The organism is Saccharopolyspora gloriosae (assembly GCF_022828475.1).
GTDB classification, from domain to species: domain Bacteria; phylum Actinomycetota; class Actinomycetes; order Mycobacteriales; family Pseudonocardiaceae; genus Saccharopolyspora_C; species Saccharopolyspora_C gloriosae_A.
In genome coordinates this window covers 1,954,400-1,975,570 of sequence record NZ_CP059557.1, presented here as the reverse complement: position 1 = coordinate 1,975,570, position 21,171 = coordinate 1,954,400, and the positions used below count along the sequence as shown (strand labels likewise).

Annotated in this window: 16 protein-coding genes; 6 read left to right on the top strand and 10 right to left on the bottom strand. The window is 69.5% G+C overall.

From position 1 onward, the window contains the following. Positions 1-450 precede the first annotated feature (450 nt). Positions 451-1,704 carry a threonine ammonia-lyase IlvA gene (ilvA, locus tag H2Q94_RS08325; RefSeq protein WP_243793777.1) on the top strand — a complete coding sequence of 418 codons (1,254 nt, stop codon included), beginning with the start codon at positions 451-453 and terminating at the stop codon, positions 1,702-1,704. A gap of 276 nt (positions 1,705-1,980) precedes the next feature. On the opposite strand, the gene H2Q94_RS08320 is transcribed toward ilvA, so the two are convergent. After that, a complete protein-coding gene (locus tag H2Q94_RS08320) occupies positions 1,981-3,060 on the bottom strand; it encodes an alpha/beta hydrolase (protein ID WP_243793776.1) in 1,080 nt (359 codons plus the stop codon). 16 nt (positions 3,061-3,076) lie between these two features. Between H2Q94_RS08320 and H2Q94_RS08315 the strand changes: the two genes are divergently transcribed. Together H2Q94_RS08315 and H2Q94_RS08310 are read left to right on the top strand one after the other, a co-directional pair. Continuing rightward, positions 3,077-3,340: a hypothetical protein gene (locus H2Q94_RS08315; RefSeq protein ID WP_243793775.1), complete on the top strand. Its 264-nt coding sequence runs from the start codon at positions 3,077-3,079 to the stop codon at positions 3,338-3,340. 18 nt (positions 3,341-3,358) lie between these two features. Then, positions 3,359-5,527, top strand: a complete 2,169-nt coding sequence (locus H2Q94_RS08310) for an NACHT domain-containing protein (RefSeq protein ID WP_243793774.1) — start codon at positions 3,359-3,361, stop codon at positions 5,525-5,527. Positions 5,528-5,531: 4 nt separating this feature from the next. Here the strand turns inward: H2Q94_RS08310 and H2Q94_RS08305 are convergent, their stop codons facing one another. Next, the gene (locus H2Q94_RS08305; RefSeq protein ID WP_243793773.1) at positions 5,532-6,752 is read right to left on the bottom strand and encodes a cytochrome P450; all 1,221 of its coding nucleotides are present in this window, start codon (positions 6,750-6,752) and stop codon (positions 5,532-5,534) included. A gap of 171 nt (positions 6,753-6,923) precedes the next feature. Between H2Q94_RS08305 and H2Q94_RS08300 the strand changes: the two genes are divergently transcribed. Next, positions 6,924-9,071 (top strand): NACHT domain-containing protein, encoded by a 2,148-nt coding sequence (locus H2Q94_RS08300; protein WP_243793772.1) that lies wholly within the window; start codon positions 6,924-6,926, stop codon positions 9,069-9,071. Here H2Q94_RS08300 and H2Q94_RS08295 read toward each other — a convergent pair. Beyond that, complete coding sequence (locus H2Q94_RS08295; protein ID WP_243793771.1) at positions 9,052-10,383, bottom strand: MCE family protein; 1,332 nt, start codon at positions 10,381-10,383, stop codon at positions 9,052-9,054. The two genes, H2Q94_RS08300 and H2Q94_RS08295, sit on opposite strands and share 20 nt — an antisense overlap. A gap of 377 nt (positions 10,384-10,760) precedes the next feature. Between H2Q94_RS08295 and H2Q94_RS08290 the strand changes: the two genes are divergently transcribed. After that, a complete protein-coding gene (locus H2Q94_RS08290) occupies positions 10,761-11,621 on the top strand; it encodes an enoyl-CoA hydratase-related protein (protein WP_243793770.1) in 861 nt (286 codons plus the stop codon). Positions 11,622-11,820: 199 nt separating this feature from the next. Next, positions 11,821-12,453, top strand: a complete 633-nt coding sequence (locus H2Q94_RS08285) for a TetR/AcrR family transcriptional regulator (protein ID WP_243793769.1) — start codon at positions 11,821-11,823, stop codon at positions 12,451-12,453. A gap of 191 nt (positions 12,454-12,644) precedes the next feature. On the opposite strand, the gene H2Q94_RS08280 is transcribed toward H2Q94_RS08285, so the two are convergent. From H2Q94_RS08280 to H2Q94_RS08250, 7 genes are all read right to left on the bottom strand, one after another. Then, positions 12,645-13,481 carry an alpha/beta hydrolase gene (locus H2Q94_RS08280; protein WP_243793768.1) on the bottom strand — a complete coding sequence of 279 codons (837 nt, stop codon included), beginning with the start codon at positions 13,479-13,481 and terminating at the stop codon, positions 12,645-12,647. 92 nt (positions 13,482-13,573) lie between these two features. Continuing rightward, positions 13,574-15,385: a fatty acid--CoA ligase FadD11 gene (gene fadD11, locus H2Q94_RS08275; protein WP_243793767.1), complete on the bottom strand. Its 1,812-nt coding sequence runs from the start codon at positions 15,383-15,385 to the stop codon at positions 13,574-13,576. Between the two features lie 99 nt (positions 15,386-15,484). Next, entirely contained in the window at positions 15,485-16,438 is a 954-nt protein-coding gene (locus tag H2Q94_RS08270) for a short-chain dehydrogenase/reductase (RefSeq protein ID WP_243793766.1), read from the bottom strand. Positions 16,439-16,761: 323 nt separating this feature from the next. Continuing rightward, positions 16,762-17,283 carry an SRPBCC family protein gene (locus tag H2Q94_RS08265; RefSeq protein WP_243793765.1) on the bottom strand — a complete coding sequence of 174 codons (522 nt, stop codon included), beginning with the start codon at positions 17,281-17,283 and terminating at the stop codon, positions 16,762-16,764. A gap of 15 nt (positions 17,284-17,298) precedes the next feature. Beyond that, complete coding sequence (locus H2Q94_RS08260) at positions 17,299-18,387, bottom strand: PDR/VanB family oxidoreductase (RefSeq protein ID WP_243793764.1); 1,089 nt, start codon at positions 18,385-18,387, stop codon at positions 17,299-17,301. Positions 18,388-18,396: 9 nt separating this feature from the next. Beyond that, a complete protein-coding gene (locus H2Q94_RS08255; RefSeq protein ID WP_309501136.1) occupies positions 18,397-19,326 on the bottom strand; it encodes a metal-dependent hydrolase in 930 nt (309 codons plus the stop codon). Next, the gene (locus H2Q94_RS08250) at positions 19,323-20,864 is read right to left on the bottom strand and encodes a flavin-containing monooxygenase (protein ID WP_243793763.1); all 1,542 of its coding nucleotides are present in this window, start codon (positions 20,862-20,864) and stop codon (positions 19,323-19,325) included. Before H2Q94_RS08250 ends, H2Q94_RS08255 begins: the two co-directional genes overlap by 4 nt. Positions 20,865-21,171: the final 307 nt, after the last annotated feature.

The following is a 21,171-nucleotide window of genomic DNA, read 5'->3' as shown; positions in this document are numbered from 1 at the left end:
CTGAATAGGTGGTCGGGTGGCGGAACCTCAGTGAGCCTCTCGCTGCAAGATCTTTTTCCCGAGTGGCTCCGCCACGAGGGAAAATGCCGTCCTCGCGAGAGGCTCACTGAGAACCCGCCGGTGGTCGGCTTCTTGACGTGGGCTATGTGCTTCGCACATACAGGCACGGCTCCGCCGCAAAGCACGGCCTTCGGCCGTAAGGACTCGGCTTCGCGCGAGGCTCGGCCTGCGGCGGCTAGGCACGGCTTCGTGGCTGACGGGATACCGATCGAAGGATCAGGCTGACCGAGTTCGCGGTGGTGAACGAGCCCCTGCCCGGGTGGGTGGGGGCTCGTTCCGTGCCGGGGTCGGGTGGCTACCGGCCACCCCGCCAAATGGGCCGGGTGGGCGGTGGCGCATGCTCGTCTTGCGTTCCCATTTCCCAGAACCAGATGCCAGGAGGTCAACGCCGTGTCGTCTAGCTCCGTGGGCGCCGCCGACGTGGACGCCGCAGCCGAGCGCTTCGCCGCAGCGATCCCCACGACCCCGCTGCACCGCAACGAGCGGCTGTCCGCTCGCCACGGGCTCGACGTGTGGATCAAGCGCGAGGACCTCACCCCGGTTCGGTCCTACAAGGTCCGCGGCGCGTACAACTTCATCGCCCAGCTGTCCCCTGAGCAGCGCGAACGCGGCGTCGTGTGCGCCAGCGCCGGCAACCACGCCCAAGGCGTGGCGTTCGCCTGCGAGGCGCTGGGCGTGACCGCGCGGGTGTACCTGCCGCGCACCACGCCCCGGCAGAAGCGGCAGCGGGTGGCCCGGTTCGGCGGCCGTCACGTCGAGGTCATCGTGCACGGCGACACCTACGACGACGCCGACGCCACGGCCCGCGCGCACGCGGCGGAGACCGGCATGACGCTGATCCCGGCGTTCGACGACCCGCGCACCATCGCCGGGCAGGGCACCGTGATCCGGGAGGTCGTCGAGCAGCTCGGCGGGGCACCCGACGCGGTGATCGTGCCCGTCGGCGGTGGCGGCCTGCTCGCGGGCACCCTCTCGTGGCTGCGGGAGACGCACCCGGAGGTCCGCGTCATCGGGGCGGAGCCGCAGGGCGCGGCGAGCATGGCGCTCGCACTCGACCGCGGCGAACCGTCCCCTGTGGACGATCTGGATCCGTTCGTGGACGGGGCGGCGGTGCGCGTCGTCGGCCGGAACCCGCACGCGATCGCGGCGGTGAACCCACCGGACCTGGTTTCCGTGCCGGAAGGGCAGATCTGCGTCGAGATCCTCGACCTGTACCAGAACGACGGCATCATCAGCGAGCCCGCGGGTGCGCTGTCGCCCGCCGCGCTCGCCCAGGAGCTCGGCTTGGCGCCGGACTCGACGGTGGTCTGCCTGCTCTCCGGCGGCAACAACGACGTCAGCCGCTACGCCGAGATCGTGGAGCGGGCGCTGGTCTTCGAGGGCCGCAAGCACTACTTCCTCGTGGAGTTCCCGCAGGAACCGGGCGCGCTGCGGCGTTTCCTGGACGACGTGCTCGGCCCCGACGACGACATCGCGTTGTTCGAGTACGTCAAGCGCAACAACCGCGAGACCGGCCCCGCACTGGTCGGCATCGAACTCGGCGCCCCCGACAACCTCGACCCGATGCTCAAGCGCATGGACGCGATCCCGCACCGCATCCAGCCCGTCCCCCCGGACAGCCCGCTCTTCCACTTCCTGGTGTGAGTTCGCGAGGCGAATTTCCCCTTTGGGCTCCCTTGCAGGATGGGCTGCGTGGCGGGTCGCTCAGCGGAACCTCAGCGGCTTCCTCGCTGCGGGATCGAATTCTCACCCACAGCGAAATCGCTGTCCTCGCGAGGAAGCCGTCGCGAACCCGCCGGCGGTCGACCTGCTCAAGCTGGTCACTGCTCAGCGGCTTTCGCCGCTGACAAGACACGGATCAAGACCATTCCGCAATGACTCCTCAGCCCGTCCTCACGAGCGAAGGACATTCACCTCGGGTCAAGGATGCTGGAGGCGTTCCATGATCAGGTCGACGTAGTGGTTCATGTCGGCCTGGAGGCACGGGTACTGCGCGTGCTTGCCGTTGCAGCCTTCGCCCCAGCCGGTGCCGTCGCCGTAGTCGACGAACTCGTGCGGGATGCCCGCGGCCTTGAGGTTCGCCGAGGCGACCACGGCCGTCTCCCGGACTCGGTGCTCCGCGACCGCTTGCACCGTGTTGTCCAGCAGGTTGCCACCGTTGCCCGCGTAGATGGCGACTCCCATGCCGCGCAACGATTCCACGTGCTGCGCGGGGCTTTGCGCGTTCCAGATGCCGTCGAGCGGCCACACCGGCGAGCCGAAGATGGCATCGGGCGGATCCAGCGGAGTTCCCGCGGCAGGCCACTTCGTGGATGCGGTGATGGCCGCGCGCATCTCCGGGTTCAGCAGGTCCAGGTCCCCGGAGAAGCTGCCGACGTAGCTGAACAGCTCCGGCCGGTGCTGGGCGTAGTGGAACGCGCCGAAGCCGCCCATGGAATGCCCGGTGATCGCCCTGCCCGCGCGAGAGGGAATGGTCTTCAAGTTGGCGTCGATCAGCGGGATCACCTGGTCGAGGTGGAAGGTCTCCCAGTTCTGCTCCCCGGACGAACCGGGACTCACCCAGTTCGAGTACCAGCCGCGCCCGCCGCCGTTGGGCGTCACGGTGATCAGCGGGACGTCCTCGGTCGCCCGCTCGTTGATGAGCTTGTTCAGCAGCGAGTCCGGCCGGTCGGGCGCGCCGTGCAGCGAGTAGTTCACCGGGTAGCGAGTGGTGCCGTCGTACTCGGCGGGCAAGGTGACCAGGATGACGTGCTCACCGGAGACCTGCTCCTGCATCGCGGGATGCTCCGGCACTTGGTCGGAGCGGACGGTGAGCTTGAAGGTGCGCTGCTCCTCGTCGACCCATTGCGGTTGAGCGACCACGGTGATGCCGTTGCCGTCGTCGAAGTGCGGCGGCTGTTCCGCGGCCACCGCGGTCGACGCCGACAGCCCGGACATGGCGGTGATCCCGACCAGTGCGGCCACCCAGCCGCGCGGTACCGCCCGCAGAAGTGCTTTCATCAGGTTCCCCCGTCTGATGTCGATTCCGCCTCCCCAGGCGGATCGCGGAACAGCACAGCAGGAACATGTTCTCGAAAACATCTGCCACTCGGGTGATTGCGACGAAAACCTTCCGATTCGCGTCTCGGTGATCGACGAAAGCAACTGCGGAATATGCCGTTTCAGCGAATTCGTTGACATGGCCCGTTTTTCGCCGATCATTTGCATGCGAAAGATGTTCAGCCGCGCCGCGTTGTGGGATCTTGTTCGTTCAGCACACCGGGATCGGCCATGCACGTGACTGCCCGAGGAGGCGTGGATGTCGGATCCGGCGCCTCGTCCCGAGCCCGCGAGCACGCACCTCACCGCCACGAACGCGCGCCACGTCATTCAGGTGGGACGTAGCCGGGACATCACGATCCACCAGCACATCCACCCCGCCCAGGGGGCGCACGTCGAACCGCTCCGAGCGCTCGCGGCAGTGGTCCGCGAACGCTGGAAGAACGAGCGCCCCACACGATTTTCGATTCCGGTGCAGTGGCGGGAAGCACCGGAAGCGCTGACGGATCACCGCGCGAACATGCTCGACCCCGAGGGGAACGAACCGCCGGACCCGGCCGGTGAGCTGAGCCGGATCACGGAAGTCTTCCGGAACACTCCGGACGGGCGGCTGGTGGTGCTGGGCGAAGCCGGGTCGGGCAAGACGTTCCTCGCCGCCCGATTCGTGCTGGACGTGTTGAATGCCCGCCACCCCGACGAAGCGGTTCCGATCATCTTCAACCTCGGTTCGTGGGACCCCACCGCTGTCAAGCTCGACGACTGGATGCGCGACCGGCTGGCCCGCGACTTTCCGCAATCGGACACGGCCGAACTGTTCCGCGCCGGTCACGTCCTGCCCGTGCTCGACGGCTTCGACGAGATCGCGGAAGGCCTGCGCGGCATCGCGCTGGAAGCCATCGACGACCGCCAGGCACCGATGCTGCTGACGAGCCGCCCCGAGGAGTACGGGGACGCGGTGGACACCACCAAAGCGCTGGGAAAAGCGACCGTGGTGCAGCTGCACGAACTCACTCCGGACGAAGCCGCCGACCACTTGTGGCGCACCGCCAAGAAGCGGTTGCACCACGACGGCAGCACCTCGACCACGTGGGACCCGGTGCTGGCGGTGCTGCGCGAACATCCCGACGCCGCCGGATGCCGAGGGCTCACAGCGGCGCTGAGTTCGCCGCTGATGGTCTGGCTGGCCAGAACCATCTACCAGTACGGCAACGACCCGAACGAACTGCTGGACAGGAATCGGTTCGGCACCCGAGCAGCGCTGGAAGACCACCTGCTGGCCAACCTCGTCCCCACGGTTTTCGACCCGCGCCCGGGCAAGCACTCCGCCAAGATCTCCTGCAGCTGGGAGCCGGCGCACGTCGAGCGCTGGCTGGCCCTGCTCGCGCGGCACCTGCAGCGGCTCAAGGACACGCAGGACCTCGCCTGGTGGCAGATCTCCGGAAGCATGTACCGCGTCTCCCGCGCCCTCGTGATCGCGTTCGTGACCGGGCTGGCCGTTCTCCTGACCGTGTCGCTCATGAGCGGAGCGGTCTTCCTGCTGTCCGGGTACGAACTCGGCGATGCGCTGCCGACGATCGTGCAGACCGGGCTCTTCAGCGCAGTCCCGGCCGGTGCCGGTTTCGGCATCGCCTATGGGGCGGCGCTGGTCGTCACACCCGCGCGGACGGAGCCCTCTCGGATGCGGCTGCCGATCCGCGGCGGACGAGGGTCGGCGCAAAGGTCCGGCAAGAAGATCGCGACGCGGGCCGGTGTGGCGGCCCTGCTCGGGGTCGGATTCGGCTTCGGAAACGGCGCCGGCTCGCGATTGTTGCTGGCATGGCTGCAGAACCCGCTGCACCTGGCGTCCTTGTGGACCGACGGCGTGCTGTTCGCGGTCATGTACGGGACCGGAGCCGCAGTGGTGTTCGGGGTGGCCGCCACACTCGAAGCACCCATCGACATCGACTCGACCGCCAGCCCTACCGGCCTGCTGCGGCGCAACCGCGCCACGACGCTGACCATGCTGGTCATCTTCGGCCCGGCGTTCGGCGCCGTCGTCGGACTCAGCGGGAGCGCACTGTTCGCGCTGCTGCACGGGAGTCTCTGGGGCATCCCGCTCAGCTGGAACACCGCAGCGACGATCCAGTTCGCGGCGGTGAGCACGGTCGGCGGCGGCCTCTGCGCCGCGCTCAGCTTCACCGCCTGGGGCGAGTGGCTCGTGTTCGGCAGGTTCTGGCTGCCGCTGACGAGACGCTTGCCCTGGCGGACGGTCGCTTTCCTGCAAGACGCCCACGAGCTCGACGTGCTGCGCACGCACGGCTCGGTCTACCAGTTCCGGCACGCGCGGCTTAGAGACCACTTGGCGCAGCGGCACCGCGCCCGGCCGGGGAGCTCCGAGCCGGATCGGGACGGCACGTCCGGACGCGGATCGCGCCGCGCCCGGACGTGATCCGTCAGCGGCCCGCAGGTGCCCAGCTGATCGGCATCTTCTCGGGGCTGCGGGTGGACAGGCCGTCCTTCCACTCGACGCCGTCCTCCCCTGCGGCCAGGCGCAGGTCCGGCAGGCGGCGCAGCAGGGTGTCCAGGGCTACCTGGAGCTCCATCCGGGCCAGCGGCGCACCGAGGCAGTGGTGCGCGCCGTGCCCGAATCCCACGTGGGAAGCCTCCTCGCGCAGCAGGTCCAGCACGTCCGGCTCGGAGTAGACGGCCGCGTCGCGGTTCGCCGAGGCCGTGCTCGGCAGCACCGCCTCCCCCGCCTTGACCGTCACGCCGCCCAGCTCGACGTCCTCCAGCGCGTAGCGCGGGATGCCCGCGCCGTTGCCGAGCGAGACGTAGCGCAGCAGCTCCTCCACCGCGCGCGGGACCAGCGCGGGGTCGGCTCGCAGCCGCGCCAGCTGGTCGGGGTGCTGGAGCAGCACGTAGACGAAGTTCGGGATCTGCGAGGCGGTCGTCTCGTGCCCGGCCACCAGGATCGCCTCGGCGAGCGAGAGCATCTCGTCCTCGGTGAGGCGGTCGTCGTCATCGCGGGCCGCGACCAGCGCGCTGAGCAGGTCGTCGCGCCCGTCCTCGTGGCGGCTCTCGCGGCGTTCGGCGATCAGCCGGGCCATGTACTCCCGCAGCAGGCCGACGCACTCGGTGACCTCCTCCACGGTGAACTTGGTCGTGGACAGGAAGGCGTCCGACCACACCCGGAAGTCCTTGCGGTCCTCGTAGGGCACGCCCAGCAGCTCGCAGATCACGGTGATCGGCAGCGGCAGCGCGAAGTCCTCGACCAGGTCCGCGGGTGCGCCCCGCTCGACCATCCCGTCGACGAGGCCGTCGGCGATCTCCTGCGCGCGCGGGCGCAGGGCTTCCACCCGGCGCTGGGTGAACGCCTTCATGACCAGCCGGCGCAATCGGCTGTGCTCCGGCGGGTCCATGCTCATGATGTTGCCGCTGGCGCCCTGCATCGGACGCATCCGCGCCTCGTCGCGCCCGACTCCGGCGGCGCGGCTGAAGCGCTTGTCGCCGAGCACGAGCTTGACGTCCTCGTAACGGCTGGCCAGCCAGCCGGGTTCGCCGTAGGGCAGCCGCACCCGGATCAGCGGCTGCCTGCGCAACTCCTCGAACAGGGGTTCCGGATCCAGCCGCTCCGGTTTGCTGAACGGGAAGGACTTCGGCTCCGCGGTGGTCATCCACGACTCCTGTGGTCGAACATTCGGGACTTCACCCACGCTAGCAGATAAGTCAGACGACTGCCTTAAGTCGATGTCGGCGCCGAACCGGCCCCCCAACGGGATCACCCGGGTCGACGGCTCGGCCGCAGCTCAGGTGATCCCCTGATTCCAGCGGGAACGACTCGATCGATGTTCCTCGGAGCCGGATTGTGGGATCTTGTGATCTCCGGAGTGCGGGAGACGCTTGTCGAGGGGGCGCCCATGCCGCAGCGGGACGAGCGGAACGCGATCCGCCACGAGGTCAGCGGGACCGTCGGCGGCGACGTGCACAGCTTCGGCAAGGTCGACGGCTCGGTCCACTTCCACCAGCAGTCACCGGACGACCCTCCGCTGCTGCGGGAACTGGCCCTGGAGGTGCGTGAGCGGTGGGAGCGCGAGGCGCGCAGGCGGCGCATCCTGCCGGAGCTGCCGATGCGGTGGCACCAGGTTCCGGCGCAAGTTCCCGAGAACGAATCCGACCGCGACGATCCTCGTGACATCGCCCGGTTCTACCGGGACATCTCCCCGCGCCGCCTGGTGGTGCTCGGCGACGCGGGCGTCGGGAAATCCGTGCTGTGCATGCGTTTCGTGCTCACGACGCTGAAGCGTCGCGAACCGAACGGGCCGGTGCCGGTGCTGTACTCGCTGGGCTCGTGGAACCCGAGCGCCATCTCCTTGCACGACTGGCTGATCGAGCGGCTGTCGAAGGACTACCCGCTGCCCGCCGGCACGACGGACGCGCGGAAGCTGGTGGTGGACGAAAAGGTGCTGCCCGTCCTCGACGGCCTCGACGAGATCCCCGACGAGCTGCACGCGGCGGCACTGCGACACCTCGGCGAATACCCCAGGCGGTTCGTGCTGACCAGCCGCACTCCCGCGTACCAGCAGGCACTGCAAGCTGAAACGGCGCTGCGCGACGCGGAGGTCGTGGTGCTCACCGAACTCGACCGCGACGACCTCGCGGCGACGCTCCCGGACACCACCGCCTTCCCGGGCGCGGACCCGTGGGAGCCGATCCTGCGGCGGTTGCGCGAGACGCCGGACGAACCCGGCTGCGCCGAGCTCACCGCAGTGCTGCGCAACCCGCTCATGATGTCGCTGGCGCGCAGCGTCTACCGCAACCAGCGCAAGCCCGACGAACTGCTCGACACCGCCCGCTTCCCCACCAGTGCCGCACTGCAGGAGCATCTGCTGGAGGAATTCCTGCCCACGGTGTACCGGAACGAACCCGAGAGCTGGCCCGCGGGACAGCAGCGGCCGTGGCCCGAGCAGCGCCCGCAGCGCTGGCTCGGGCACCTCGCCCGGCACTTGCGGGACTCGGACGGCAAGGAGCTGGCCTGGTGGCGGGTCGGCGAGATGGTGAGCAGCCGGACCCGGACGCTGGTGATCGCGCTGCTCAGCGGGCTCGTGATCTTCACTTCCGTGACGGTGGTGCACGGGCTGGTCTACCTCACCCACGGCTTCGCCCCGCTGCGGGCGCTGGGCGAGTGCCTGCGGGACGCCTCGTTCAACGGGGTGATCGCCGGAGTGACCTTCGGCGCCGCCCACTGGATCGCGCAACTGCTCGGCAAGGGGATCCCGGAGCCCTCACGAGTGCGGCTGCTGTTCCGGGCCGCCCCCGGCGAGCAGCGGCTCCCCCGCAACACGAGCTGGCTGGTCGCCCGGGCGGTGCTGGCGGTCGTGGTGGGAGCGGCGTTCGGCTTCGCCGCCAGGTTCGCCGAGGGCCTGCTCCGCGCTTGGCAGCACCAGCCCGACGCCCTCTTGGGCGGCTGGGTGGAAGGAGTGCTGTACGCGGGCATGTTCAGCGCGGGCGCCCTGGTCGCCGTGGGCGCGCTCTCGGTCCTGGAGGCGCGCGTCGATGTGCGCGCGACCGCCGAGCCGATCCAACTGCTGCGGTCGAACAGGCGCACCACGCTGGGCACCGTCGGGGTGTTCGCCCTGACGTTCGGGATCGTCGTGGCCCTCGTCGGGACGGCGGTGTACTCCGTGTCCGACGGGTTCCTGTGGGGATTCCGGCTGGATTGGGGCGTTGTGGAGGGGCTGCGGCTCGCGGTGCTGGGCTCGGTCGGCGGCGGGATCTCGGTCGCCCTCGGCTTCACCGCCTGGGGCCAGTGGATCGCGTTCGGCCGAATCTGGCTGCCGCTGGTGGGCAGGCTGCCGTGGCGGACCGCGGCATTCCTGGAGGACGCCCGGGACCGCCAGGTGCTGCGCACGCACGGCGCGCTCTACCAGTTCCGGCACGAGCGCCTGCTCAGCCACCTCGCCCCACCGGATCGGGTCAGCGCGGCCGCACCGTGACCTGAGTGTCGCGCAGGACCGGGCCGAGCAGCAGGCTCGACCACGACGGCGGGGCCTGGCCGCCCGCGTTCGGGGCAGGCGCCAGAATTCCGGCGATCAGGTCGCGTTCCGCCGGTGAGTTCGCCATTCCGAGGTCGTGCGCGGACCCGCCGGAGGACGCCGAGGACGGGGTGGTCGAACCGGGCAGCAGGCCCTCGGTCCCGGTTCGGGCGGCGGGCGGCGGGTCGCTGCCGTCGTGGACCGGGCCGTCCGGCGGGTATTGCGGCGCGTGCTCGAAGTCGTAGCAGCGCGGCCCGCGCTCGTCGCCGAGTTCCGGTTCCTCGCCCGGCAGGTACTTCCCGCGGTTGGGGGTGATCTCCAGCGTGACGTGCGCGCCCGGCTCGTCGGTGCCCACGCCGAACAGTTCGTTGACCCTGGGAATGATCCCGGCGCTCTGCGCGAACATGCAGGGGTACTGCGGCGAGTACTTCGCGAGCACGTCCAGCGTCGGCCGGGACGCGGTGTTCAGCCGGATCAGGTCCTGCGAGTTCGCCTCCAGGAATCCCGTCAGGTCGTTGGACGTCGTGGTCAACTGGGCGGTCATCGCGCTGAGGTTCGCGCGCTGCTCGGTCAGCGTCCGGGCCGTCGTGCTCACGTCGCTGAGCGCTCGCAGGACGTCCGGCGCGGCCTGCTCGTAGGTCTCGGCGACGCCGACCACGTGGCGGAGGTTCTCCTGCAGCCGCGGCACGGAAGGGTTCAGCTCGGCGACGTAGCGGTTGAGCGCCGTGATCGTCTCGCCCAGCGACTCGCCGCGGCCGTCGAGCGCCTGGTTCAACCCGTTGAGGGTCACCGCCAAGTCCTGCGGGTGCACCGCCTCCAGCAGCGGCATGGTGTCGGCGAGCACCTGCTCCAGTTCGACCGACCCCTTCGCGCGGTCCTGGGCGATGACGTCCCCGGCGGCCAGGTGTCGCGCCGACCGTTCCGGGGGGAGTTCCAGGGAAACGTAGCGCTCGCCGAACAGGGTCCTGGGCAGCAGCCGAGCGGTCACGTTCGCGGGGATCTCGTCGACCTTGTCCGGGTCCAGCGCCAGCCGCATCTCCGCGCCGCCGTCGGCGGGAGCCACCTCGCGGACCTGGCCGACGATCATGCCGCGGACCTTGACGTCCGCCTCGGGCAGGATCTGGTTTCCGGTCGATCCGGCGCGTAGCACGACGTCCACGGTGCGGGTGAAAGCGCCGCGGTAGGCGCCGATGCACACCGCCACGGCCAGGACGATGACCATGAGCAAGGCCAAGCCCAGCAGGCGTCGCCGCAGAGCCGCCAGTGAACTCATCGCAGGCCCCTTTGCCTTCGATTTCGCCGTCACCCGAACGCCAGGAAAACCCCACGTGCGTGGCGGATGATTGAGCGCCAGCCTCATGACTTATTGTCGACTTGTCAACATTGCTCGAATCCAGATCGCCCCAGCTGAAGAGGAAGCAGCCTGCGGATCACGTCGAGAACTACCACACCCGACCCCTCTAGTCGTTGATTCCGCGACCGGTTCACCCCAGATATAACGCTTTCGGGCCGAACGTAGTACCGAAAGGTCGCCCGGCGCGACGTCGACGCGCCGCTGCCCGCGAGGCCGAGGTGACGATATTGACACCTTGTCAATAAATCGAATCGGCCCCTACCCTGTGGACTTCGGACGAGGGATGGAGCGCGGAAGTGGACCGCTACGAAGACATCGGCTACGGGATCGACGGGCCGATCGCGACGATTTCGCTGAACCGCCCGCAAGCCCGCAACGGCTACACGCTGCGGATGGCCGACGAGCTGGCCGACGCGTTCGACCGCGCGGACCGGGACGAGGACGTCCGCGTCGTCGTGTTCACCGGCGAGGGCAAGGACTTCTGCGTCGGCGCCGACCTCTCGGCGGGCGGCTTCGACGTCAGCGAGCACGGCGCCGAGGACCAGGACGACTGGCAGGAACCCGCGGGCCGCTGCGCGCTGCGGATCTTCGCGATGAACAAGCCGGTCATCGCCGCGATCCGGGGAGCGGCCGTCGGCGCGGGCGCCAGCATCACGCTCGCCTGCGACTACCGGCTGGCCGCCACCGACTCGCGGTTCGGCTTCGTGTTCTCCCGGCGCGGCATCTACCCCGAGGGCGCCTCCACCTGGTTCCTGCCGCGACTCGTCGGCCTCGGCACCGCGCTGGATTGGATGATCAGCGGCCGGATCTTCAACGCCGCCGAGGCCCAGAGCGCCGGGCTGGTGCACGGCCTGCACGAATCCGAGCAGGTGCTCGACGAGGCGTACGCGCTGGCCCGTGACCTCGCGGCCGACACCGCGCCGGTGTCGATCGCGGTGATCCGCCAGATGCTCTACCGGCTCAGCGCCCTGGAATCGCCCTACGACGTGGCGCGGATCGACTCCCGGCTGATCGCGGGCCTGCCGACGAACAAGGACGCGGCGGAAGGCGTCATGTCGTTCCTGGAGCGCAGGCCGCCGCGATTCCCCGGAACCGTCACCAACGACCTGCCGGGCTTCCTCCCCTGGCTCACCGAGAACACGACCCGCCCGACCTGAGCGGACCGTGATCTTTTGAGCCGTGTCTTGTCAGCGGCGAAGCCGATGAGCGGCGACCGCCCACGCAGGCCATCCCGAGAGGCCACATGACCACCAACTATCCGCCTGTCAACAGCGGAAACGCTTGTGCAGCAATCCACATGGCCGTTCCCGTTCGACGATTCGGTGCCGTAGTTGACCAGCGGTTAAGGTGGCGTGCATGAGCGTGCAGTCCTCGGCGCCGCGCCGGCGCCTCGATCCCGACGAGCGGAAAGCGGAGATCCTGGCCGCGGCGCGGCGGCTGTTCGGCACCGGCACCTACTCCTCGGTGTCCACCACCGACCTCGCCAACGAGGCGGGAGTCGCCCGGGGACTCATCAACCACTACTTCGGCGGCAAGCGCGGCCTGTACCTGGAAGTGGTGCGGCAGATGATGGTCATCCCGGCGCCGGTGACCGAGCACCTGCCCAAGACCACCGTCGAGCAGCGCCTCGCCATCAGCGTGGACCGCTGGCTGGACGTGGTGGAGCGCAACCGGGAGATGTGGCTGACCGCGATCGGCCCCGAAGCCATCGGGCGCGACCCGGAGGTCGAGGAGATCCTCGCGGAAGGTGACGAGATCGCCGCCGATCGTGTGCTGGAGGCGGCGATGATGACCGAGGTCACCGAGGGGCGCGAGACGCTGCGCGCGATCATCCGCTCCTACGGCAGCATGATCCGCGCAGCCTCCCGCGAATGGCTGGTGCGGGGCACGCTCTCCCGCAGCGACCTGCACGTGATGCTCACCGACGTCATCCTGCACGTCCTGACCACCACGTTCCCCAACGTCCTCGCCGCCCAAGACGCCGATTGACCGGGCCGGCCGTTGCGCCGCCTCCACCGCCATCCCCGTCACCGCGGTTCCTGCGGCTTCGCGCGCGACGACGTCGTCGAGGCCGTTCTCGTTCGGAGAACGACGTCCGATCAGGACTCGAACGCTTGCGGACGGCGGAAAGACGTGCCGCACCGCTCGACCGTCTCGGCGCCCGGACCGTCGTCGGATGCTCATCCTCGGGCGCCGGTGTGGCTCGCGGCGAAATCCGCGAGCTCGCGCAGCGCCGCCTTCGCGTCGGGCAGAACTCCCGCGAGCAGGGTGAAGGCGTGCATCTGGCCGTGCCATACGCGCAGCTCGCAGGGCACACCCGCCTGCTCCAGGCGTTGCGCCATGAGTTCGCCGTCGCTGCGGAGCAGGTCGATCGAGCCGACCTGGATCAGCACCGGCGGCAGCTCGCGCAGGTCCGCGTAGCAGGGTGAGAGCTCCGGGGCGTTGAGTTCCGCGCCGAGCGCGCACATCCGCGCCACGTCGGCGGCGGCCTTCGCGGGCAGGAACGGGTCTAGCAGCCGGTTCGTCTCGTAGGACGGTCCGGTCGCGGCGAGGTCGAGCCACGGGGACGTCGCGGCGATCGCGGCCGGGCGCGGCCAGCCGCGTTCCCGTGCGCGCAGGGCGACCGCGAACGCCAGGTTCGCCCCCGCGGAATCACCGGCCAGCGCGACGTCGGCACCGGCGTGCCCCTGCTCCAGAAGCCACCGGTAGGCGCTGAGGCAGTCCTCGACGCCGTCGTGCACGCGGTGCTCGGGAACGATCCGGTAGTTCACCGCCAGCACCGGCGCTCCGGCCAACGCCGACAACCACGCCACGTGCGCACGCCAGAGCCGGGACGAGCCCAGCACGAAACCCCCGCCGTGCAAGTAGAGGATCACCCGCCGCGACCCCGTGACGCGGGTGGTGCGGACGAGATCCGCGTGGCATTCGGGCAGCTGGACCCGCCGCACCGTCGTCCCGGACGGGTTCCGGCCGAGCACCGGCCCCAGCCTTCCGGTGAGCCGCCGAGCGCGCCGCAAGGAGTCGGCGGTGACCGGAGTCCGTTCGATCAGGGGGCGGAGCGTCCGCCGCAGCGTGGCGGCGAGCAGGCGGGAACGCGCCGAGACCCGGTTCAGTTCCGCACCGCCTCGGCGAGTCCCGCGGGCTCGTGCACGTCGTCCGGCATCGGGTCGGCGTAGAGCGCTTCGATGCCGGCGGCGTACTTCTCCGCGATCGGCTTGCGGCGCAACTTCATGGTGAGGGTGAGCTCGTCGCCGCCCGGCTCCCAGAACTCGGTGACGATGCGGAACCGCTTGACCTGCTCGACGCGGGCCAGGTTCGCGTTGCCCGCCGCGACCGCGGCCGACACCAGCGAGACCACGTCCGGATGCCGCGACGGTTCCGCGCCCAGCGTCCCGACCACGTTCGTCGTCGCGTCCGGGTCGAGCACGATCAGCGCGGTGTTGTACGGGCGGCCGTCGCCGATCGCCGCGACGGCACCGATGAGCGGGGAACCGGCCGCGAGGGCGTTCTCGATGTTCGCCGGGGACATGTTCTTGCCGGTGGCGCTGATGATCAGCTCCTTCTTCCGGTCGATGACGGTGATGTAGCCGTCCTCGTCGACCGTCACCACGTCACCGGTGTACAGCCAGCCGTCCGGGCTGATCGCGTCCGCGGTCTTCGCCGGTTCGCCTCGGTAGCGCTTCATCACCAGCGGCCCGCGCAGCAGCAGCTCGCCGTCGGCGGCCACCTTCATCTCCATGCCGGGCACGACCGTGCCGACGGTGCCGACCTTGAGCGGATCGGCGGGCGCCATGCTGGCGATGCAGGTCACCTCCGACATGCCCCACGCCTCGGAGATCTTCAGCCCGAGCGCGCCGAAGAACGCCAGCGTCTCCGGGGAGATCGGGGCGGCGCCGGACATGGCCCACTTCAACTCGGCGAAGCCGAGCCGGGCGCGCAGCAACGCGAGCACTTCCTCGGCCTTCTCGTGTTCAGCGGCGAGTTCCGGCGGGACCGGCGCACCGGAGCGCAACGTGTCGAACCGGCGGCGACCGACCTCCAGCGCCCACTGCAGGGTGCGGCGGCGCTGCTCGTCCGGTTCGTGGTCCACGGCCAGCTCGACGGCGGCCTTCAGCTTCTCCCACACGCGGGACACGGCGCCCCAGATCGTCGGCAGGCAGTCCGGGATCGCGGCGGCGATCCGCCGGGCGTCGGCGACCACGGTGATCTGGGTGCCGTGCACCAGGTGCAGGTACAGCGCGGTCAGCCGGTCCGCGATGTGCGCGGACGGCAGGAACGACGTGATCCGGTCACCGAATTCGACGGGCTGAACCTGCGCCACCGCGCGGGTTTCGAACATCAGCGCCTCGTGGGTGGACTCGACGCCCTTCGGGTTTCCGGTGGTGCCGGAGGTGTAGATGAGCGTGGCCACGTCGCCGGCCCGCACGGCCCGCCAGGTCGCGTCGAAGTCGAAGTCCGGTGCGGCCCGATTCTTCAGGTCCGCCAACGTGATCGTGCCCGCGGGTTGCTCCCCCGGTTCCGCGTCGACCACCACGATCGCCGACAGCGGCACCTCCGAGTCCTGGATCCGCTCGACGTACTGCGCTTCGCAGACCACCACGTCGGCACCGGCGTTGCCGAGCACGTGCCGGATCGCGCTCGGGGCGAGCGTGTTGTAGATCGAGAACGAGGTGGCTCCCGCGTGCAGGGCGCCGACGTCCACCGGGTAGAACTCGATCCGGTTTGCCATCATCAGCGCCACCGTGTCGCCGCGCCGCACCCCGAGCCCGGCGAAGCCGGCCGCGACCTCGCGGACCTGGTCGGCGTAGTCGCGCCAGGTCACGGTCTGGGTGTCGCCGACGGTGCGCAACGCGACGGCGTCCGGAGCGACGGCCGCGGTGCGCTGGAACGCCGCGCACAACGTGTCGGGTTCGCCGGTCATGCCAACCTCCTCGAAGAGCCCTTGCGGTATCGATCTTTCGATCGTTGTCCTGTCAGCGGCGAAGCAGCTGAGTTTCCGCTGCCCGACCCGCTGCGCGGCTCAGTCCGAAATGCCCGGCGAGTCCGAGCTCGTGGACTCCGCTGCCCTGCGGTCGGTTCTGGCTTCAAGATCGCGGATGAACCGGTGGCTGCGCTCGTCGGCGACGAGAACCCCGTCGATGAGCACGTTGAGCAGTCCGCGCAGCAGGCCCCACGGCTGCCAAGCACGGGGAACCGTGGTGCTGCCCGCGCGGCGGGAGATCGCGAGAGCGACCGAGCGCGCCGCGCGCATGGCGGTGATGCGGTGGCGCAACGGCCGCGGCAGCCGCGAGTTCAGCTCCGCACCCAGATCGTCTTCGTCCAAAGTGGACTTCGCGAGGCCGGTGTCCACGATGCCGAAGTACGCGACTCCGGCGGTGGCGCCATGCCCGGCGAGTTCCAGGCGCAGGATGCGGCCCAGCTGCTCCGACGCCGCCTTGCTCACCACGTACGCGGCGCCGCCGAGCGCGGGCGAGAACGCCGCCGCCGAGGACACCACCACGATGTGCCCGTTGCGGGCGATCACCTCGTTGATGGCCGGGCGCACGGTGTTGAACACGCCGGTCAGGTTGATGTCGATGACCCGGTCGAAGTCCGCCGGGTCGATCTGGCGCAGCGTCGCGGGCGGTGGCGTCACCCCGGCGTTGGCCACGACCACGTCGATGCCGCCCGCGTCCGCGGCGATCCCCCGCACGGCGGCCTCCATCGCGGCGCGGTCGCGCACATCGGCGGTGGCCGTCACGACCCGCTTCCCGCCCAGCGCGGACTCGGCCGCGTCGAGCGCCGAGGCGTTGACGTCGATCAACGCGACCACGGCTCCCTTGGCGTGCAGGATGCGGGCGAGGGCGAACCCGATCCCGTCGGCACCGCCGGTGATCACGACGACCTTGCCCGCGACGTCGTAGCGAACCCCGCCGGGCAGCGGAACACCCAAGTCCCGGAGCGTCGCCAGGACGCGCGATCTCGTTGTGGACATTCGCCTGAGGAGTCCTTTCAGAATGGCCTGCGCAGCGGGCCGGGTAGCGGAACTTCAGGGGCTTCGCCGCTGACGACGATCGAACGATGTCTCCGCAGCGCCTTCCGCGCAGGAGCCGGACGATCGTGCGGATCAGCCGGCCCACCCGCGCGCCGCGCCGCAACGCCGTGACCAGCGGCGAAGCGGGTCCGGCGTCCGAATCGACGATCAGCGCGTGCTCGCCACCGCACTCCAGGAGCACCGGCGTGAGCCGCGCACGAGACCAGCACCGTCCACTTCGCGGGTGGCCTGGCTGAGCACGTCGAACTCCTCCTGCGTCGCCGTCATCGTGCGCCTCCGGCAGCACCGGAGATCGCCCGGCGAGCGGCTCCGTCGGCCCAGCCGCGCGTCACCTTTCGCAGCAACGGGCGGGACATCTTCAGCACCGGAGCGAGCCAGGGCGCCGGTTCCACCGCGAACGTCCAGGTGAACCGCGTCCCGCCGTCGATCGGTTCCAGCGCGACGTCTTCGGCGAACCTCCGGAACCCCGGCCGGTTGGCGGCTTCGACGCTGAACGTCATCCGGCTGCCCTCGTCCCAGCGGTAGAACCGCTCCCGCAGCGCGGCAGCACCTTGCCCGACCGTGACGGTCCGGGTGGTGCCGATCCCGAACGGTCGCGGCGAGGTCCAGTCCGCGCCGGTGATCGCGCGGGTGAACGAAACCAGCGCGTCGTCCGCGCTGAACGCCTCCCACACGCGATCCGGCGGGACCGGCACTTCGACGGTGTGCGCGAAGCGGATCCCTGTCGAACGCAGGAAGTCGTCGTCCGACTCGGCGAGCGGATACCAGCGGGTCATGAGCACCATTCCACATTGGACTGATCACAGGTCGATGGTGAGCCGCTCGCCCGCCGAGCGGGACACGCAGATCAGCATCGATTCCGCGCGTTCGCCGTCGAGCAGCAGCCTGTCCCGGTGTTCCACTTCCCCGTCGAGCACGCGGACTTTGCAGGTACCGCAGAATCCCTGCTGGCACGAGTAGGCGACGCCCGGCAGCTCCCGGCGGATCGCGGCCAGGGCGGACTCGCCGGACGGGACCGAGACGGTGGTCCCGGTCCGTTCCAGGTGCACCTCGAACGGTGTTCCGCCGCGCACCGGCAGCGCGGAGAAGCGCTCGGTGTGCAGCGAACCGGTCGGGTTGATCTCGCGCATCAGGCCGTGTGCGGTGGTCATCAGCGGAGCCGGGCCGCACACGTAGACGGCCGCGCCGGGTGCGGCTTCCGGCAGGATGGCCGCGATGTCCGGCAACCCGCACTCGTCGTCCGGACGGACCTCGACGACGCCGCTGTCGTAGCGGGCCAGCTCGGCCAGGAACGGCAGCGCGCCCCGCGATCGTCCTAAGTAGACGATTTTCCACGGAACACCGCGCCGATGGCATTCCCGCACCATCGGCAGGATCGGCGTGATCCCGATGCCGCCGGCGACGAACAGGTAGGACTCCGCTTCGATCAGCCGGAAAGCGTTTCGCGGACCGCGAATCGTGATGCGGTCGCCGGTGGCGAGCTCGTCGTGGATCTCGCGCGACCCGCCGAGCCCGTCGGCGAGCCTGCGCACCGCGATCCGATACCGGTACCGGTCCGCCGGGTCACCGCACAACGAGTACTGCCGCTGCTTGCCGGAGGGCAAGAAGACGTCGACGTGCGCACCCGGAACCCAGCTCGGCAGGCGGCCGCCCGCCGGCTCGGACAGGGTCACGCTCACGACATCGGCCGCCTCCCGGCGCACCTCGTTGACGACGAGTTCGAGGTCGAATCCGCTGCGGCGCACCGGATTCGGCCGCGACAGCAGCGGTGCCGCGCCGCTGTCCGCGAACACCCGCCGGTACGCGGCGCTGAACCCGCCGATCGCGCGCAGCACCGGCCCTGGCCGGAACTCGGGACCGGAACGGTCCGCCTGCTTGATCATGGTCATGGTCTTCCCTCAGGAGGCCGTGCCACCGGCATTGGCGGCCGGGGACTGCGCGAGGTAGCGCACCGCTGTATCCATGCTTCCGAGCTGGGACGGGTGGAACCGGGGGTTCAGGTACTTCGGGATCTCGGTGACGAACAGCGCGATGTTCGGCACGACCCCCCGCCGCATCGCGTTGATCAGCTGCAGGAACCAGAACCTGCCCTTGTTCTTCGACGGGTCCGCCTTGAACAGGTAGTTCAGCGAGGACAGCAGCAGCACCAGCAGCGTGAAGCTCGCCAATAACGCCGTGCGCACCCGCCGGGCGTAGCTGCCGTCGACGTACATGAACGCGTCGAAGGCGACGTTGCGGTGCTCGACCTCTTCGGCGCCGTGCCAGCGCACCAGGTCCAGCATCGTCGGGTGCATCCCCTTCTCCTCCAGCACCTTCGCGTTCAGCAGCCACTCGCCGATCACCGCGGTGTAGTGCTCCAGCGCCGCGAACATCCCCAGCCGTTCGCACAGCCAGGCGTGCTTGGCGCGGCCCTTGAGCCCCCGGTCGCCCAAGACGTGATCGACCATCCACTCCAGCTTCCGCGTCATCGGCTCGGTGTTCAGCCCGATCGAGGACAGGTGTTCGCGGGCGCCTTCGTGCGATGAGGCGTGCGTGGCTTCTTGGCCGACGAAGCCCACGACCTCCTCGTGCAGCCGCGGATCCTTGATCAGCGGCAGCGCCTCGGCGAGCGCGTTCGACATCGCGCGCTCGCCTTCCGGCAGCACCAGGTGCATGAAGTTGATGGTGTGCGTGGCGAGCGGCTCACCGGGGATGTAGTGCATCGGCACCCCGTCCCAGGAGAACTCGACGTCGCGCGGCGCGATCACGTGGGCCTCTTCGGTGTAGCGGCGGGCGCCGCGCGGGTCGACGACCGGATTCCTGCCGATTCGGGGAAATCGGAACATCATGACGTCCTTTGACTCGTCGAGGATGTCGCGCTGCGCTGCTCCGCAACGCCGATGGTGTGGTAGTCGGCCAGTTCGGCCTCGCGCGTTCGGGAGCGGAAGGCCCGGTTGAACCCGGGGTAGAACACGAAGTTGCGCCCGGCGTCGTTGAGGTAGTAGCTGCTGCATCCCCCGACGTTCCACACCGAGTTGCGCAGCCCGTGCTCGACCTCGTCGGCGAACGAGCGCTGCACTTCGGGTTTGACGTCGATGCTCGCCAGCCGCCGCTGCTCGATCTGGCGCAGGCAGCTCATGATGTAGGCGACCTGCGCTTCGATCGTCACGACCTGCGAGGTGTAGACGACGGAGTTCGGGCCGAGCAGGAAGAAGAAGTTGGGGAACCCGCTGATCGTGGTGCCCAGGTGGGCTTGCGCGTCGCCCTGCCACACGTCGTTGAGGCTGCGGCCTCCTTTTCCGCGCACGCGGTCGAAAACGGGGTTGTCGGTCATCCGGAAGCCGGTGCCCATGACGATCGTGTCGAGCTCGTGCAGCGTTCCGTCGGCGGTGACGATCCCGTTCTCCCGCACTTCCGTGATGCCGGAGGTGACCACGTCGACGTTCGGTTTCGCCAGCGCCGGGTAGTACTTGTTGGAGAACGTGGGCCGCTTGCAGCCGAAGGAGTAGTTCGGCGTGAGCTTGGCCCGCAGCTCGCGGTCGCGGACTTGGCGGCGCAGGTGCGCGCGGCCGAGCCACTCCATGCCCTTGAGCAGGCCGGGCCGGTGCACAAAACCGGGGACGAGCGCTTCCTGGACCAGGTCGAAGCATTCCCGCGCGAACCGTTGCACCGCCGGGAATCGCTGGAACACCCGCCGTTCGAAGCGGGTCATGCGGCGATCGGGGTGCGGCATGATCCAGGTCGGCGTGCGTTGGAAGACCGTCAGCTCACCGGCCAGCGGCTGCACCCGGGGAATGATCTGGACGCCGGAGGCACCGGTGCCGATGATCGCGACTCGTTCGCCGGTGAGGTCGTGCTCGTGGTCCCACTGGGCGGTGTGGAAGACCTTGCCCTGGAAGTTCTCCAGACCCGGCAGGTCCGGCACGGACGGTTCGCTGAACGGCCCGGTGGCACCGACGAGGACCTGCGCCTGCCAGGTCCCCTTGTCGGTCACCACGTTCCAGTGCTGCTCGTCCTCGTCCCAGGCGGCTTCGAGCACCTCGTGCTCCATCCGCAGGTGCCCGCCGAGGTCGAAGTCCTCGGCGCAGCGGCGGAGGTAGTCCTTGATCTCCGGCTGGAGCGGGTAGAGCCGGCTCCACTCCGGGTTCGGCGCGAAGGAGAACGAGTACAGGATCGACGGGATGTCGCACTGCGCGCCCGGATAGGTGTTGACCTCCCAGGTGCCGCCGACCTCCGAGGCGCGCTCCAGCAGGACGAAGTCGTTGAGCCCGGCGCGTTTGAGCGTGGCAGCCGTGCCGAGGCCGCCGAATCCGGCGCCGACGATCGCCACCCGCACTCGGTGCTGTTGACGATCGGCGGTGTCGCCCACTGATCCAGAGCTGGCCATCGCCTGCCTCCTCGTTGATGCGCGACGTCGGTCCTGCGAACCGTATTTTTGACATCAACCAATGTCAACAGCGCCTGATGTCAACTTTTGCGACATGTCGACAAGGCGTTGACGTGCAGGTTCACCGGCCAAGCGGGCAATTTGCGACCATCTCACCCGCAGTGATCCGGCTCACCGGAAGTGAGCATTCCCGCCTATTAGCATATTGTCAATAACTGAAGCGGTTCACCGTCGAGCAACAGGGCGGATCGGGATCGTCGCGAGCGCGCCCCGACACCCCGCCGACGGAGACGGGGCGTGCGAAAAA